Annotated in this window: 10 protein-coding genes; 5 read left to right on the top strand and 5 right to left on the bottom strand. The window is 50.4% G+C overall.

Annotation, left to right across the window (positions count from 1 at the left end; genetic code table 11):
* Window positions 1-22 precede the first annotated feature (22 nt).
* Window positions 23-2,479, bottom strand: a complete 2,457-nt coding sequence (gene thrA / locus AAHB90_RS29710; protein WP_342088944.1) for a bifunctional aspartate kinase/homoserine dehydrogenase I — start codon at window positions 2,477-2,479, stop codon at window positions 23-25.
* Between the two features lie 374 nt (window positions 2,480-2,853).
* Between thrA and AAHB90_RS29705 the strand changes: the two genes are divergently transcribed.
* Together AAHB90_RS29705 and AAHB90_RS29700 are read left to right on the top strand one after the other, a co-directional pair.
* Window positions 2,854-5,991, top strand: coding sequence for a SusC/RagA family TonB-linked outer membrane protein (locus AAHB90_RS29705; protein WP_342088943.1), 3,138 nt, complete (start codon window positions 2,854-2,856; stop codon window positions 5,989-5,991).
* 17 nt (window positions 5,992-6,008) lie between these two features.
* The gene (locus AAHB90_RS29700; RefSeq protein WP_342088942.1) at window positions 6,009-7,469 is read left to right on the top strand and encodes a SusD/RagB family nutrient-binding outer membrane lipoprotein; all 1,461 of its coding nucleotides are present in this window, start codon (window positions 6,009-6,011) and stop codon (window positions 7,467-7,469) included.
* Window positions 7,470-7,552: 83 nt separating this feature from the next.
* Here the strand turns inward: AAHB90_RS29700 and AAHB90_RS29695 are convergent, their stop codons facing one another.
* A complete protein-coding gene (locus AAHB90_RS29695) occupies window positions 7,553-8,317 on the bottom strand; it encodes a hypothetical protein (protein WP_342088941.1) in 765 nt (254 codons plus the stop codon).
* A gap of 222 nt (window positions 8,318-8,539) precedes the next feature.
* Between AAHB90_RS29695 and AAHB90_RS29690 the strand changes: the two genes are divergently transcribed.
* On the top strand, window positions 8,540-8,800 hold the full coding sequence (locus AAHB90_RS29690) for a hypothetical protein (protein WP_342088940.1): 261 nt from the start codon (window positions 8,540-8,542) through the stop codon (window positions 8,798-8,800).
* Between the two features lie 3 nt (window positions 8,801-8,803).
* Here AAHB90_RS29690 and AAHB90_RS29685 read toward each other — a convergent pair whose 3' ends face one another.
* Complete coding sequence (locus tag AAHB90_RS29685; RefSeq protein WP_342088939.1) at window positions 8,804-11,755, bottom strand: FAD-linked oxidase C-terminal domain-containing protein; 2,952 nt, start codon at window positions 11,753-11,755, stop codon at window positions 8,804-8,806.
* 188 nt (window positions 11,756-11,943) lie between these two features.
* On the opposite strand from AAHB90_RS29685, the gene AAHB90_RS29680 reads away from it, so the two are divergent.
* Window positions 11,944-13,413 (top strand): TlpA family protein disulfide reductase, encoded by a 1,470-nt coding sequence (locus AAHB90_RS29680; protein WP_342088937.1) that lies wholly within the window; start codon window positions 11,944-11,946, stop codon window positions 13,411-13,413.
* A 39-nt stretch (window positions 13,414-13,452) separates the two neighbouring features.
* Here AAHB90_RS29680 and AAHB90_RS29675 read toward each other — a convergent pair whose 3' ends face one another.
* Complete coding sequence (locus AAHB90_RS29675; protein ID WP_342088936.1) at window positions 13,453-14,715, bottom strand: sensor histidine kinase; 1,263 nt, start codon at window positions 14,713-14,715, stop codon at window positions 13,453-13,455.
* On the bottom strand, window positions 14,712-15,389 hold the full coding sequence (locus AAHB90_RS29670) for a response regulator transcription factor (RefSeq protein WP_342088935.1): 678 nt from the start codon (window positions 15,387-15,389) through the stop codon (window positions 14,712-14,714). Before AAHB90_RS29670 ends, AAHB90_RS29675 begins: the two co-directional genes overlap by 4 nt.
* A 155-nt stretch (window positions 15,390-15,544) precedes the next feature.
* On the opposite strand from AAHB90_RS29670, the gene AAHB90_RS29665 reads away from it, so the two are divergent.
* On the top strand, window positions 15,545-17,002 hold a 1,458-nt coding region (locus AAHB90_RS29665), incomplete at its 3' end, for a TolC family protein (RefSeq protein WP_342088934.1).

Raw genomic sequence — 17,002 nt, 5'->3', positions numbered from 1 at the left:
AACTATCGCAATTTAGCTTCTTCTATCCCAAATAGCTACTGATACTCATGATATCCGCGAACACGCCGGATGCTGTCACCTCTGCTCCCGCACCCGGGCCTTTGATCACGAGCGGGCGGTCTTTGTAACGTTCCGTAGTGAAGGAAACGATGTTGTCGCTGCCCGAAAGCGTGTAAAACGGATGCGAGGCGTCGACGGTTTTGAGCTCGATCGTGGCTTTGCCGTTTTCGAGCGTCGCGATGTAGCGTAGTTTTTCGCCTTTGGCTTCGGCTGCTGCCTGCATATCGGCGAAATAGGCGTTGGAAATTTCCAGCTCGCCGAAGAATGCATCCACGGTGGGTGCATTAAGGCAATTTCCCGGAAGGATCTGCGAGATCTTTACCTCTTCCGGCTCCAATGCTACCCCTACTTCCCGCGAAAGGATCAGGATTTTGCGTCCTACATCCGCCCCGCTGAGGTCGTCGCGCGGATCGGGTTCCGTGAAGCCTTTGGCTTTGGCTTCCTTCACGACATCGACAAAACGGTTGTCGCCGCCGAAATTGTTGAATATATAGGATAGCGTTCCCGACAGGATCGCTTCGATTTTCAGGAACTTGTCCCCGCTGGCCATCAGGCCCTGAATGGTATTAATAATGGGCAGCCCCGCGCCTACATTCGTTTCATACAGGAACTTCACGCCGCGCTGCAATGCGGTGCGCTGCAATGCAATGTATTCAGAATAGCTGCCCGAGTTGGCCACTTTATTAGGCGTTACCACGCTGATGCTCGCATCGAGCAGCATGTGGTAGTATTGTACGATATCCTTATCAGAAGTGCAATCCACAAAAACGCTGTTCGGCAGGTTGAGCTCGATCATGCGCTGCACGAACGCGGGCAGGCTCGTTTTCACGCCCTCATCCATCACGCGGTCGCGCCAGTTTTCGGGTTTGATACCGTCCGGGTCGAGAAGCATTTTTTTTGTATTGGACAAACCGGCGATATTCAGGTTCAGCAACTTTTCCTCGCGCAAATACTGCGTTTGGTTGCGGATCTGCTCGATTAATGTGCCGCCGATCAACCCTACGCCGACGATAAACAGGTTCAGCGAGCGCGTTTCCGATTGGAAGAACACCCCGTGAATCGCGTTCAATGCCTTCGAGAGGTCGCTTTTTGAAATAACCACCGAAATATTGAGCTCGGAAGAGCCCTGCGCGGTGGCCACCACATTGATACCATTTTTCCCGAGGGCCGAGAACAGCTTGCCGGAAATACCGGTGTTCTTCTTCATTCCCTCGCCGACAATCGCAACGATCGACAGGTTTTTCTCTACCGAAATGCCATCAATATGCCCCAGACCAATCTCGGTCGCGAACTCTTTTTCGAGGACATCGATTGCCTTCTGCGCGTTTTTCGGGTCTATGGAAAAACAGATCGAATGCTCGGAAGATGCCTGCGAAATGAGGATCACGCTGATCGCATTGTTAGAAAGGGCTGTGAACAAACGGCCGGAAATACCCGCCACGCCGATCATCCCGCTACCCTGGATATTCACCAGCGCAATTTCATCAATCGACGAAATCCCCGTGATCACATATTCCTTACCGTTAGCGGATTTCTGGACGTATGTCCCTTCGAAACCGGTATTGAATGTATTTAGGACTTTTAAAGTAATATTCTTGGCAAATGCAGGCTGCAAGCTTGGCGGATAAATCACTTTCGCGCCGAAATGTGACAGTTCCATCGCTTCCGCGTACGAAATGGACGGGATCGTAAATGCATTCGCGACCTTGCGCGGGTCGGCGGTCATCATACCATCAACATCCGTCCAGATTTCGATCGAATCGGCTTCGAGCGCGGCACCCAGGATAGAGGCAGTATAGTCGGAGCCTCCCCGGCCGAGCGTCGTCGTAACACCTTCGGCAGTCGATGCGATAAAGCCCGTAACGCATTGCAGCGCCGTGCTTTTCGCGAAATGCTCTAATATCAGGTGATTGGTTGTTTCAAAATTTACATCGCCCATGCCATAGGTAGCATTGGTACGGATGATCTGGCGCGCGTCGCAGAACTCTGCGGCGACACCTTTGCTTTTGAGTATCTCGGCGATTACCATCGTGGAAAGCCGTTCACCGAAGCTCATAATGAGGTCGAGCGTGCGTTCGGACAGCTCCCTGATCCAGGAAACGCCGCGGAGAATGTCCTCCAATTCATTGAAAAGCCCTCTTACGGCCGCAAATGTGCTGCTCTGGTTCTTCACGGGGATCAGCCCACGCACGACCGCAAAATGCCGTTCTTCTACCCCTTTCAAAAACTCGACATATTCCGTATTGCCGGCAGCGGCCATTTTCCCGATCTCAATCAGCCTGTTCGTGACCCCGCCCATAGCGGAAAAAACGACCGCAATGCGTTCGCCTTTTGACAGATTTTCTTCGAGGATACTGATTACCGTTTTGATACTGTCGACCGATCCGACAGAGGTGCCGCCAAATTTAAGAACCTTCATTTAAAGCTATATTCGAAATATGCGAATGTGAACGGCACAGGGCCGCTCATTTTGAACAGAATGCAAATATAGCAATTCAATCGCCGCTTACTTTCAATAATACCCCTAAATGCAGCAGGCTCCCGGCATTTAAGCTGACCGAGAAATACGAAGACAATCCGCACCCCTCACCCTCAGCAAGTTGCCAGTGAGTGTAACTTCATATAAACATCTCTTTTAAAAATATTAAATTTCAAACAAAATCATATTTATCAAGGAATATTTCATTAAAACATTTTTTCCCAATTAGATATTTTTTGAAATTAATTAAAAATAGAAGATTCTTCTGTTTTAATAGAGTTACCTAACTGTTTCACTCCATTACCTAATCAATCATGAAGAAAGTCTTTACATTAGGCTTCTTATTGCTCTTGCTGTCCCTCACCAGAACAGGTTTTGCACAAGACCTGAGCATCAAAGGCAAAGTGCAATCGGCGGACGGGTACCTTCCCGGTGCCAGCATCCTCATCAAGGGCACGAGTCGTGGCAGTACCACGGACGCCAACGGCGATTTTACCCTCAGCGCGCCGGCTAATGCAACCCTCGTCGTTTCGTTTATCGGGTACAAAACCATGGAGATTCCCGTCGGCTCAAAGACCGTTTTCGACATTATGCTCGAAAGTGACGCGACGCAGTTCAACGAGATCGTCGTGACGGCACTCGGTATTGCCCGAGAGAAAAAGGCATTAGGCTATTCCGTACAAGAAGTGAGCGGCAAAACCCTCACGCAGGCCCGAGAGACAAACCTCGTGAATTCACTCTCCGGTCGCCTGGCGGGTGTGCAGGTAACCAATTCCAATGGCGCGCCGGGTTCGTCGTCCCGGATGATCATCCGCGGTGCCAGTTCCATCGGAAGCAACAACCAGCCCTTGTTCGTAGTGGATGGCGTGCCGGTAGATAACAGCAACTTCGGCTCGGGAACAGGGATCGATTATGGTAATGCTGCGGCGTCGATCAACCCCGACGATGTGGAATCCATTAACGTGCTGAAAGGCCCAAGCGCAGCAGCGCTTTACGGCTCCCGCGGGGCGAATGGCGTTGTTTTGATCACCACCAAAAGCGGTAAGGGCACGAAAGGGATCGGTGTTTCGGTCAATTCCAATACGGCCTTCGAAAGCCCGTTCAGGTTGCCTGAATGGCAAAACGAATATGGCCAGGGCGCTGCGGGTCAGTTTACTTATGTGGATGGCAGAGGCGGTGGTAAGGGCGACGGTGTGGACGAAAGCTGGGGACCGAGATTGGATGGCCGTCTGATCGCACAATTCGATTCGCCGATCGCGGCTGATGGTACAAGGACTCCCACACCCTGGATTGCCCATCCGGACAATGTAGACAAGTTTTTTGAAACCGGCAGAACATTTACCAACAGCGTTGCCGTGACAGGTTCGAACGACAAAGCGGATTTCCGGCTCGCATTCACAAACCTGGACCAAACGGGTATTTTACCAAACACCAACTACAAAAGAAGAACTGTTTCACTGAATGCCGGCTGGAACCTCACCAACAAACTGAGTATCCGCGCAACGGGAAATTACATCAAGGACGGCTCTGATAACCGTAACAATTTCGGCCTCTATTTCATCTGGTTCGGTCGCCAGGTTGATATGGACAAGCTGAAAGCGTATAAAAAACCCGGGAGCATTTACCAGTACAACTGGAACGACAATTACTGGACAAACCCCTATTACCTGCTCAACGAGAGCACCCGGGCCAACGAAAAGGACCGGCTTTACGGCAATTTCTCGGCAACTTACAAGTTCACCGGCTGGCTCTCATTGACCGCCAGGACCGGTACCGATTTCTACGAAGACCGTCGCAAGACAAAGAGTGCCGCGCGGCAGGCTATTATCGGAACCTCGGCACTTTACGACGCATACAATGAAGAGCAAATCTTCGTCCGCGAGTCCAACTCCGACTTCCTGCTCAATGCGACCCATAAGTTCGGCGATTTCGACATTACTGCCAATATTGGCGGAAACCACCGCACCAACTACGCGCAACGCAACTACATGGGCGCTACCGAGCTGGCGATCCCCCGGGTTTACAACTTCGGAAACTCGCGTCAGAAGCTCGTTGGTGAAAACAGTTATATCAAAAAGACGGTTAACAGCCTTTACGCAGCGGCTAACCTCGGCTTCCGAAATTACCTATTCCTTGATCTGACCGCACGAAACGACTGGTCAAGCACATTGCCGTCCAATAACCGCTCGTATTTCTACCCGTCGGCAGCGGTGAGCGCGATCGTGACGGATATGTTCGACATTAAATCATCGCTTTTGTCCTTTGCAAAAATACGCGCCGGCGTTGCCCAGGTGGGAAATGATACCGATCCCTATCGCCTGGTGAGTACTTACAAATACGAAAACGCGTGGGGAAGTACGCCGAGCCTGTCGGAGAACAATGCGATGCTGAATGCTAACCTGAAACCGGAAATCACTTCCTCTTATGAAATTGGTGCGGATATCAGGCTTTGGCACAACCGGGTAGGCCTCGACGTCACTTACTACAGTAAGGTTTCCAAGAATCAGATCCTGGACGTTAATATTTCCAATGCGACCGGGTTCTTGTCCAAATTGCTGAATGCGGGTAAGATCAAAAACTCGGGTATCGAAATCCAGCTGACCGCCACGCCTGTGAAGCTCGACAAGTTTTCATGGGACATCGGGGTAAACTGGGCTAAAAACAACAATAAAGTGGTGGCACTGGACGGCGGGCTTACCACCTATCAGCTGAACAACAGCTATAATGCATTGACCCAGGCGACATCGAGCAACAATTTCAGAGGGTTATCAGTGGAAGCGCGCGTGGGCCAGCCTTACGGCACCTTCTTTGGCAAAGGATTCCTGCGCGCGCCGGACGGCCAGATCGTGTACGATAGCCAGGGATACCCGATGATCGACCCAGTGAGCCGGGTACTCGGCAGCTTTACACCCGACTGGATCGGCGGTATTTCCAACACATTTACCTACAAAGGCTTCTCGCTCAGCACACTCATCGATATGAAGCAGGGTGGGGACATTTTCTCGCAATCGATCAATATCGGCAGATATACCGGCGTGCTGAAAGAAACCACTTTCGGGCGCGAAGATGGTGTCGTCGGACAAGGCGTGGTGAATATCGGAACCTCAGCCGCTCCCGAGTATGTGCCTAACGAAAAGCGGATCTCGTCGGAAGAGTACCATCATAAATATTACCTGCTGACCAACAACGAGAACACCATTTTCGATGCAAGCTACATCAAACTGCGGGAGGTGAAGCTTACTTACATGATTTCCGGAAAGGTATTTAACAAGCTGCCATTCCGCGACATCGCGATCTCCATCGTCGGGCGTAACCTGGCCCTATTGAAGAGCAACCTACCGCACATCGACCCTGAAACCAGCTATTACAACGATGGCAACCTGCAAGGGATCGAAAATGGGCAGATCCCGACCACCAAAACCATGGGTTTTAATATCAGTTTCAACTTATAGGATAATTTTTCGAGACGATGAAAAAGAAAATATATTCATTGGGCATTTCGACGCTGCTTTCGTTCCCTATTATCTGCGCAACGAGCTGCACCGGCGATTTCGACACCATTAATACCAACAACAACAGCGCGGCCACCGGTACGGCAGACCTTTTCCTGCCGCACGGCATCCAAAGCGCCGTCGATATTTACTGGGGCGGCTCGCTGGGAATGGATATCGGCGACGGCTATTCACAGCATTGGGCCCGGATCCAGTACACAGACATTGACCAATACACGGTTTCAAGCGATGTATATACTGCCGCGTGGCAGGGATTATATGTGGAATCACTCGCGGATTATCAACGCATTTATAAAATCGGCAAGGAGACAGGCAACGTCAATTACCAGGCAGTAGCAATGATACTGCGATCATGGGCGTTTACGCTGCTCAGCGATGTATATGGCGATATCCCTTACACCGATGCGTTGCAGGGATTGGAAGGAAACCTTTTGCCTAAATATGACAAACAAAAGGACGTTTACGCGGGCATTGTCGCCGAACTTAAATCGGCGGGAGAGTCTATCAACACGACCGACAAGAGTATGGCGATAGCGGGCGACATTCTCTTCAATAATGACCTTGCCAAATGGAAAAAATTTGCCAATTCACTGAGTCTGCGTGTACTAAGCCGCATGATTGACAAAGCCGACGCGCCCATCGACGTGAAGGCCGAAATCACCCGGATTTTGAGCGACCCTGCCAAATATCCCGTGATCGCATCTGTCGCCGACAACATTCAGCTCAATTACCTAGATGCCACCAACAACCAAAACCCGGTGAACGTGAACCGCAAAACCCGCGACGACCACCGCGTAAGCGCTACTTTGGTGAATAAATTGAAGGATTTGAAAGATGCACGCCTGCCAATTTACGCCAACAAGCCAGTATTGCGCGACGAATACACGGGCGTTCCCAACGGACTTTCCTCTTCACAAGCAGGAAAACTGGGCCTCGACAGTACTTCTAGGGTAGGAAGTTACTTTACCGGCCCCACAGCGCCGGGCGTCATCATGAGCTATGCGGAGTTGTTGTTCCTCAAAAGCGAGTTTGCCTACAAAGGAATAGCGGCCGCCGGCGAAGCAGCCAAGAACTACTCGGATGCGATTACCGCCTCATTTGCCCAATACAAATTGACCGTTACCCCTGAATACCTCAGCGCGAATGCCTTGAAGCCCGGTGCAGCCGGTTTCACTCAGATTATCGAGCAAAAATGGATCGCATTGTACGGACAGGGACTCGAAGCCTGGACTGAATTCCGCAGAACAGGCATCCCCGATTTGAAACCTCCTGTATTGAATACCAACCAGAATGTCATTCCAACGCGGCTGCCCTACCCGAACTCGGAAGAATCGCTGAATTACGAAAATTTCTCAGCGGCGCTCACCGCCCAGGGAGGCAAGAATGACATGAAAATGAAGCTTTGGTTTGCAAAATAATGCATACCCAAACCCTGTTAAAAAAGCAAAACGGGTCGGATGCGTGCGGCATCCGGCCCGTTTTCTTTGAGTATTGTATTTGATTAAAACGAAATCCCTAACCCCGCACCGATATTCGCAACCCCTACAAAACGCTTTTCATTAATAGGAATACCTACTTCGGGATAACTACCCACGCGTACATTCACCGCCACATTCTTCAACTCAGCTTCCGTAGCAAGAAAATCGCCGGATAGGTGGAAGTACAATGGCCCGGCAATAGGAAGACGCAAACTTGCTCCGGCGCCAACGCCAAAACCGCTCGTGGAGGCCGGACTTAAATGCACTAAAATCTGGTTTTCGCCGGATTGAAATGTACCCGTCATATCCACCGTAGGCGATGTAACCTCCACATAACCGCCCTGCACGTGGCCCTCAATCTGTACCCTGTTGAAATTGAGAAATATCGCCGGTCCAGCCATGATCGCATTGAATTTCCAGCGCGACACGCGGGTGTCCCAGGTGTGCGAGGATGTTTCATTGATAAATCCCTTGATTTCTTCCACGCGGAGGTCGGCAATGTCAACGATCGGCTGGGGGCGGGTGGTATTTTTATTCATACTTCCCGAGAGTTTCAAACCAAACCAGCGTGCGATACGAAAGTCGTAACTGGCCTGTCCATAATAACCCGAGCCTGTCAGACCTGCAAAAGGGTCATTGAGTTTTTCCCTGGCAAGCTCCCCTACCGGCAAGCTGTATCCGGCAGTAACGGAAAGGAAATGCCGGTTATCGTTCTGCGCCTTGGCGCCGACTTGCGTAAATAGGAAAAGTGCAAAAAGCGTGATAGAGAAACGTTGGCTAATTTTCATTAATATGGCTGTTTGTGAGAAGAACTAGTACGTGAAACGAAATTTTCCGCTAAGGTAACATCAAACATCCCCGATATATTACATTTTTATTCAGCTACTTAGTTTGGGGAAATTTTATCAACACAATGTTATATAATTCGCTTGAAAAGTCGCTCAAAAAGTGCTGAATCTGCGCTGGTATGGAAATGGTAAGGGTTTGTTTCAAACTAAATCATTAAACCCATGAACAGGCAAGAAACAGATAAGGAAGCAAGAGCCACCAAGAATGTCAAGAACGTCTGGAAGTGGATTGTCGGCATCGGTATCGTTCTTTCGCTGATCGCCTGGTTTGGCGGCTTCTTTAACCACGACAGGAATTTCTCAGGCCAGGCCGATAACCCGGCCGATCAGGGCACGGTGACAGTGGACAGCGTTGCATCCGATACAGCAGGTACTCAAATGCGGCCCGACACCGTTTATGAGCATGTCCGCGGCACCGAATAAGCGTTATTTGATCAATGCATCATATAAAATTTCCACCGGATGCATCGCTTTGCGTCCGGTACCATCCTTAATCTGATGGCGACAACTTGTCCCGGCGGCCGCGATGATCACATCTTCGGGCTGCTGCCGGACAGTTGGGAACAATACCAACTCGCCGATGTGCATCGATACTTCGAAATGCTCCTCTTCATATCCAAACGACCCCGCCATTCCGCAGCAGCCCGACGGAATGAGCTGAACGTGATAGTTCTCCGGCAATTGCAATGCCTTTTTAGAAGCCGTTAATGTCGAAAGCGCTTTCTGATGGCAATGCCCGTGCAGCTTGATCAGCTGTTTCTGAGCAATGAAAGCACTTTTCTGAATGCGTTTTTCATCGATCTCGCGAGCTATAAATTCCTCAAATAGCAATGCATTCCCGGCGATTTTCTGTGCATTTTCTCGCTCAATCTCCCCTACCAGGTCCACATATTCATCCCTGAACGAAAGGATTGCCGACGGCTCGATTCCCACCAGCGGCGCGTCGTAAGTGATTTTATCTTTCAGCAAATCCACATTCCGGACCGCCAATTTCTGCGCCTCTTTGACAAATCCTTTGGATAAATAAGAACGTCCCGATTCCACGTGCTCGGGGATAATGACCTCATAGCCCAGTTTTTCAAGCAAAAGCACTGCCTTTTTACCAACTTCGGCGTCATTGTAATTGGTAAATTCATCACAAAACAAATATACCCTCCGCGAATGGGGATGTGCGGCGGCTTTCGTCCGCTGATGCTTTTTCCACCAGGCTTTTAACGTCTCGCTATCTAGCTTAGGCATCGACCGGTCGGGATGGAAACCCACCATTTTGTTGGCCATTTTCCGCAATGCGGGTGTTCCGAATATCCCGTTGAATGCCCAGGGAGCGATAGAAGCCAGTTTCATTTGATTGGAAAAATTGGCGATCAGCTTGCTGCGCATTGGCACGCCATGTGTCTCATAATATTGCTGCGTGAATTCCGCCTTCATTTTACCGATATCGACACTGGAAGGGCATTCGGATTTGCAGCCTTTACAGGAAAGACAAAGATCCAGCACTTCCTTTACCATTTCCTGGCTGGTGGCCGGCGCGGTTTCGGGTGTGAAGTACTGGCGCAAAATGTTCGCACGGGCACGCGTGGTGTCGCGCTCGCTGCGCGTGGCCATGTAGCTGGGGCACATGGTACCGCCAGTCAGTTCGGTTTTGCGGCAATCGCCCGAACCGCTGCATTTCTCGGCCAGCCGGAGAATCCCTTCCTGACGCGAAAAATCAAATATAGTATCGATCTGCGGGTTAGGCGTGTCCTGTGCATAGCGTAAAAACTCGTTCATCGGCGGTGTATCGACGATTTTGTTGGCATTGAAAACGCCATCCGGGTCCCAAATCCGCTTCACCTGCCTGAACATTTCGTATACTTCCTCGCCCATCATGAAAGGAATGAACTCGCCGCGAAGCCGACCGTCGCCATGCTCCCCCGACAATGCGCCGTTGTATTTCTTCACCAGTACCGCCGTATCGGCCAGCACAGCGCGGAATTGCTGCTTCCCTTCACTGGTTTTGAGGTTAATCATCGGCTCGACGTGCAGCTCTCCCGCACCCGCATGTGCATAGTACGAGGCGCGCAAGCCGTGTTTTTCCAATAAAACCTCCAACTCTTCAATGTATGCAGGCAAGTCTTCCACTGCCACGGCACAATCCTCGATCAGGTTCACAGGCTGTGTATCGCCCGGCAGGTTACGGATCAGGCCGAGGCCGGCTTTCCGAATATCCCAGGCTTTGTTGGCATCGTCGCCAAATAGCAATGGATAGGCATAGCCGAGGTTCTCAGCTTTCAGTTGTTGGATCAATGCGGAAGCTTTTTGCTCTACTTCTTCTTTGGCAAGGCCCCAGAACTCGACCATCAGCATCGCGGCTGGGTCGCCTTCCATGAAAAACCGGTTTTGGGAATATACATTATGGTTTTTGGTAAAATCCATGATGTATTTGTCGACCAGTTCGGAGGCTTTCGGATCGTGCAGCATCGCTACCCGGTTCGCGTGCAGCGCTTCCGCGAGCGAGCCCGTATGCACACACACGACGCCCACCGCAGCCGGAGGCGCGTCCACCAATGCGATTTTCGCTTCGGTTACAAAGCATAATGTACCTTCTGAGCCTGCAATGAGGTTACAGAGGTTGATATTTCCTTTCTCGAAATTCCTTACCAGCGCGTCGAGCGCGTAACCCGAGTTCCGGCGTGTGACCGTAGGCTTGGGAAATTGCTTTTTGATTAAATCCTGATCAACAGGGTTAGATATTAACCCGAACATTCCCGCCAGGATCGATTGCAAGCGCTGGCCTTTGACCTGCTTTTCCCGGATTTCAGTGGTAAAATCCGCAATCGATTGTTCGTTGAATACCGCCTCGGAACCGTCGGAAAGCAATACTTTCACTTCCAGCAAATGGTCTCGCGTGGCGCCCCATGTGATCGAATGCAGCCCACAGGAGTTGTTGCCGATCATCCCGCCGATCATCGCGCGGCTGGCCGTGGAAGTTTCGGGGCCAAAAAGCAGGCCGTAGGGTGCCAGGTGTTTGTTCAGGTCGTCGCGGATCACACCCGGCTGCACGCGTACCCACTTTTCTTCTGCATTGACTTCAATAATCTTCCTGAAATGTTTTGAAATATCGACCACGATACCCTTTCCTACCACCTGCCCGGCAAGGGAAGTCCCTGCCGCCCGGGGAATCAATGTCACTTGGTTGGTTTTGGCAAAATCAATCAGCACGCGGATGTCCTCCACGTTTTTTGGCAAAGCCACCGCAACGGGCATTTCCTGATAAACGGATGCATCGGTAGCGTAAACAGTGCGCTGGGCGGTGTGCAGGGTGGAATTGTCAAAATACAGCTCACCCTCGAACCGGGCGCGGAGCGTATTGAACTGAAATTGTGAAACGCGGGTCATGGGAACAATCGATAATCAAAGAGCGAATTTACGGTAGTTGGCCTATTAATGCGTCGAAAAAACTGCATTAATGTACTCCCGGACAACGCTCAATAAGCAGCCGGAAAAGATACCGGTCCGAGTTACGTATATTGGCACAATTTTTACACTTCCTGTTCTGGTAAAAAACTGTTTTCCCTTTCGAAACGATGAAACACATAAACATTCTGATCCTCACACTATTCAGTTGCACATTCAGCTGGGCTGCTTACGCGCAAAATACGGCTAATATAACCCTCACCGCGGCCAAACAAGCGCCCGTGACCGTTACCCTGGTGCTGGAAGATGTACATTTTCACCCCAATCTGGGCACGGGCCTAGCCGACGCCAAGCTCGACGCAGTCGCTTCTATAAACTTTGCAGATAAAACCACTGAAAAAGCCGTGATCCAGCTCAGCGAGCCCAAAATGATGCGCCTGCAATACAGCGGCGGCGGCGTAAATAAAACGTGGATGGTCTTTCTGCAACCCGGCGACGACCTGACGATCAACGTCGCGGAGAATGCGGATGTTACCTTCACGGGCAAGAATGCAGGTTATCAGACATTTTTAAAGAACTACTTTCTTGAAAATCAATACCAATACCTGCCCGTTTTTGGCTATAAACCCTCCCAAATCGATAACAAAAGCGTAGTTCAGCAAAGCGACAGCCTGAAAAAGGTGCGGCTTGACGCTTTCGAAAAATTCAAAATGGCGAACCCGGTGGTACCAGCATTTGAATCTTATGTACTCGCTACCACGGCAACCGAACCCTCGCTGACGCGCCAGCTTATTCAGGAAAAGATCATGCGCCGCAACCGGGTGGCCAAACTCGATGCGACGCAGCGGAAGGAACTCGAAGATTTCACATTGACCGACTTTAAAATCCAGCCCGACGACGCATTGCTCAGCCAGGCCTACCGCGACGAGCTCCGCAACTGGGCGCTTATCCCCTCTACCCGCAAATTCCCGCTGGAATCGGAAACGCGTTATGAGATCAGTCCGGAGGCTTTGAAGGATGTGTACACATTCAGCAAGGAAAAATTGGCCGATTATCCCAAACAGAAGGAGTACCTGGCTACTTACTGGCTCAACTATGCCGCAACGGCCATTCCCGGTATTGAAACGGCTAAAACGCTGCTGGCGGATTACAAAACGACCTTCCCGCAATCGCCTTACTCGGAATACATTTCTAAACTGATCCAAACCAAAGAATCCCTGCAACCCGGCGCAGCTGTTCCCGATATTACCCTGCTCAATACCGACAGCACGGCCGTAACCGTGTCCTCATTGCAAGGCAAGCCTGTTTTGATGGTCTTCTCATTCAGCATCGGCCAGCACGAGCCGGGTTTGAAAGTTTTGGAAGATAAATATGCAGACAAAGTGACCTTCGCCTACATCTCCGTCGCGACGGGCATCCCACTTTCGACCTGGAAAAAATATGTAAAAACAAGGCCGACAGCCAAGCATTTTTGGGCTTCGGATGAAAATATCGAGGTTTTGAAGGAAAAATACGGCATTGATATCCGTTACCCGTTCCTGGTGATCGATGCTACTGGCAAGATCGTGAACCGGTGGATTCCGCAGGAGTTCCCTAACAATAAAACCTTGGAAGCTGAATTGCAGAAAGTTGCCAAATAGTTAAGCTGCGAATAGCAGGCGCGAAGCAGGAGCTTCGCGCTATTTCGCGGCAATGCGGATCAAATGCATCGGCTCATCATAGTGGTACGAGATCTGCAAATCGTAACTATCACAGATCTGCTTCACAATCGCCAGCCCTAACCCCAGCGATTCCGCTCCGGCAGACTCCTTTTTAAATCTTTCAAAAAGCCTTTCAGGATCGCTTTTCAGCGGATTTCCGGTATTGCTGACCTGTACATAATCGTTCCCGGATTCCAGCCTGAGCTCCCCGCCGGTGTAGTTATGCCTCACCGCATTATTAATCAGGTTGGTAAGCAAAATCTCCGCCAATGCGGGTGACATTACCTTCCGGAAACTCGCCGTCGACTGCACGCTGAGTATGATCTCCTTATGTTGCAGAATATCTTCGAAATCTTTCAGCTTATTCAATGCAAGTTCCGAGAGGTCGATCTCTTCCTGTTCTGTAAACTGCTGATTTTCAATTTTGGCCAACAACAGCAGGCCCTGGTTCAGTCGGGACATGCGGCGCGCGGCGTGGTAGATCTCCTCGATCCAATAGGTATGGGTTTCGCCCAGATCCTTAGACTGGATAAACTGCTCTACCCGCGCATTGATGAGCGCCAGAGGTGTCTGGATTTCGTGGGAGGCATTTTCGGTAAATTCACGCAGGCTGCGGTAATCGTGCTGCATTTTCGAAGCCATTTTCTCCATCACATCACCCAGCTCATTGAACTCCGTGATTTCGCTCCGTACTGTTTCCAGCGGCTTGTTCTTCGTCCAGTCAAACTCTTTAATTCTTGACAGCGAATCATAAAACGGTTTCCATAGCTTGCCCGACAACACCCGGTGAAAGAGAAATGTACTGACCAAAAGCAATCCCAGAAAGGCGACCATTGCGACGGAAATCGCCTCGATCAGCTTATAAGATTCGATCATCGACTTTCTGATCGCGACGCGGTATGGTGAGCCACCGATCAATGTATGAAATGTAAGCTGCCGGAACGGGTCAGCACTTTCCTCGTAGCGATTGCGGATGAGCGTGTCGGTAAAAGTAACCCTGTTATCGACTTTGCCAAAAACCGGTACTACTTCAATTTTATTCTCGACAAAATAGGAATTATTGCTCCAAGTATCATTTGTGCGGATGTAAGTCTCAAAGTCCTGCTTTTCAACCATAAGCCGGCTTTCCACTTCATCGTAGATCATGAATTTGATGATCCAGAAAAACGCGATCCCCACCGCCAGGTAAATCAGCAGCGAGGCGAGCAGGTAAATGCGACTGGCTTTTTCGAGCAGTTTCAAGGCGCGGTGAATTTGTAACCTATTCCGTAAATCGATTGAATGTAATCTTTTCCTCCTTTTTCCACGATTTTCCGGCGGAGGTTTTTGATATGCGAATACACCATATCCAGCGAATCGGCCGAATCCATATTATCGCCCCAGAGATGCTCGGCAATGGATTCCTTCGTTAATGCCACATCGATATTGGAAAGAAAATAAAGCAGCAGATCGTATTCCTTGCGCGACAATGCGGTTTCAATATCCCTGATAAAAACCTTCCGTGCGGGGAGGTTCACTCTGATATCCTTCCACGTCATATCATTGTTCCCCCCAAAATTCCTGCGCCGGATCAGCGACTTCACCCGGGCATTTAGTTCGGAAAGATGAAACGGCTTCGTCATATAATCATCCGACCCGATTTCGAGTCCTTTCAGCTTGTCTTCCAATGTATTACGTGCAGAAATAATGATAATACCCGTGGCTGCGGCAATCTTTTTCAATGTCTGGATGATATCGAAACCGTTGCCGTCGGGTAATGTCAGGTCTACGATCGTGCAATCGTACTGGTATAGGCTGATCTTTTCATCGGCCTGCCAGAAAGTGTTGGCCACTTCGCAAACGAACCCTTCCCGGGAAAGGTATTCGGTGATACTTTCTGCAAGCCCTTTTTCGTCCTCGACAATTAAAATTTTCATTCTCTTTCAAAAGATACTTTACAAAAATACACCCGGAAGTTGGAAACATTTAGGAAGGATAATCCGGTAATAAACAGTCCATTGTACGGCCAGGCTTCCCAAATGTTTCCAGAATTGAGCTCTAATTTCGGCTAAAAATCTCTTTAACCCGAATTATGAAGCACTCCAAGTATCATTCGTTTCCACGCATTTTTCCGCCGGGAAACATGCATTCTCCGGAAAGACTTACGCTCCGGTTCTTCAATATCAGAAACCGTTGGCTCGCGCTGCTTTTCGCTGCCTTCGCAGGTATACAGGCGAACGCGCAGCACATCAAACTGCACGAAGCGCTGGAACAGGGCAAAGGCAATTTTCCCTTTCTGAAAGCCAAAAGAGCAGAAGTACACAGCGCCGAAAGCCGCATAAAGTCTGTTAAAACCGATTACCTGCCCGCATTCATCGTGCAGGACCAATATACCTATGCCACAAGCAACAGCGTGGCCGGTGCATTCCTGCCCAACGAGGGTAGCGCATTGTCGCCTTCGGGCGGCATTCGCTCCGAAAATATTTACACGCCCACATTCGGCAGCTTCACCACAGCCATGGTCGACTGGAAGGTGTTTAATTTCGGAAAGGTCAATGCGAACGTAAACGCCGCCAAAGCCGACCTTGCCCGTACCCAGGCCGACTACGAGAACGAGCTTTTTCAACATCAGGTCAAAATCATCGATGCTTATCTGCTGCTTTTGATCAACCAGAAACTGGTAGAAGCCCAGCGGCAAAACCTGCAACGCGCAACTGTTTTCAAACGCGTCACCGATGCCGCCGTGACTTCCGGCATGCGCCCGGGCGTCGATAGCTCGCTGGCCGCTGCGGAATATGCCAAAGCACAGTTGCTGTTACTGGAAAGCCAACGTTCGGAAAAAGCACAGCGCCTGCGATTTTCAGAGCTGACCGGCGAGCTGCACGACAGCATCGAAGTCGATACGATGGGTTTTTATTCCCAGCTACCTGTCGTACCGGGAGAAACCGGGTCATTTCTTAAAAACCCTGCATTGAGGTTTTCACAAGCTCAGATTGACGCCTCGGTGGCTCGGAGCCTTGCTGTAAAACGGTCGTACCTGCCATCCGTTTCGCTGGTAGGAGCAGGTTGGGGGCGCGGCTCGGGGGTTTCGAATAAGGACGATTCCTTCCGTACCGATTTCGGAAGCGGAGTCAAATATCAGGTGTACAATTACCTCGTAGGCGTTTCGACACGCTGGAACCTGACCAACATTTTCAAAGTCAGAAACGACTACCGGGCCGAGCAATTCCAGGCAGAACGATTCAAATCATTGTATCAAACCCAGCAACTCCAACTCGACCGCCAGGCGCGCGAATCGGAAATGCAGTTTCAGCTCTCGCTCGCGCAGGCACGCCTCACGCCCGTACAGCTCGCAGCCGCGAAGACGGCTTTTAACCAGGCAGAAGCCCGCTACCAGAGCGGCCTGACCGACCTTTTCACGCTCGCGCAAAGTGTAAATGCACTCAATCGTGCGGAGATTGACAAGTTCGTAACCAACGGCAATGCATGGCGCTCGCTCTTGCTGAAAGCCGCCGCTGCCGGAGACCTAAGTATGTTCTTAAATCAAACA

The organism is Dyadobacter sp. OTU695, from assembly GCF_038440355.1.
Classification (GTDB): domain Bacteria; phylum Bacteroidota; class Bacteroidia; order Cytophagales; family Spirosomataceae; genus Dyadobacter.
This window is presented reverse-complemented; position numbering and strand designations above follow the sequence as displayed.

What these genes read in the sequence shown, in the direction of transcription:
- AAHB90_RS29700 (WP_342088942.1), top strand. Translation starts at nt 6,009, where the DNA reads ATGAAAAAGAAAATATATTCATTGGGCATTTCGACGCTGCTTTCGTTC.
- AAHB90_RS29670 (WP_342088935.1), bottom strand. Translation starts at nt 15,389, where the DNA reads ATGAAAATTTTAATTGTCGAGGACGAAAAAGGGCTTGCAGAAAGTATC.
- AAHB90_RS29685 (WP_342088939.1), bottom strand. Translation starts at nt 11,755, where the DNA reads ATGACCCGCGTTTCACAATTTCAGTTCAATACGCTCCGCGCCCGGTTC.
- AAHB90_RS29680 (WP_342088937.1), top strand. Translation starts at nt 11,944, where the DNA reads ATGAAACACATAAACATTCTGATCCTCACACTATTCAGTTGCACATTC.
- AAHB90_RS29690 (WP_342088940.1), top strand. Translation starts at nt 8,540, where the DNA reads ATGAACAGGCAAGAAACAGATAAGGAAGCAAGAGCCACCAAGAATGTC.
- AAHB90_RS29705 (WP_342088943.1), top strand. Translation starts at nt 2,854, where the DNA reads ATGAAGAAAGTCTTTACATTAGGCTTCTTATTGCTCTTGCTGTCCCTC.
- thrA (WP_342088944.1), bottom strand. Translation starts at nt 2,479, where the DNA reads ATGAAGGTTCTTAAATTTGGCGGCACCTCTGTCGGATCGGTCGACAGT.
- AAHB90_RS29695 (WP_342088941.1), bottom strand. Translation starts at nt 8,317, where the DNA reads ATGAAAATTAGCCAACGTTTCTCTATCACGCTTTTTGCACTTTTCCTA.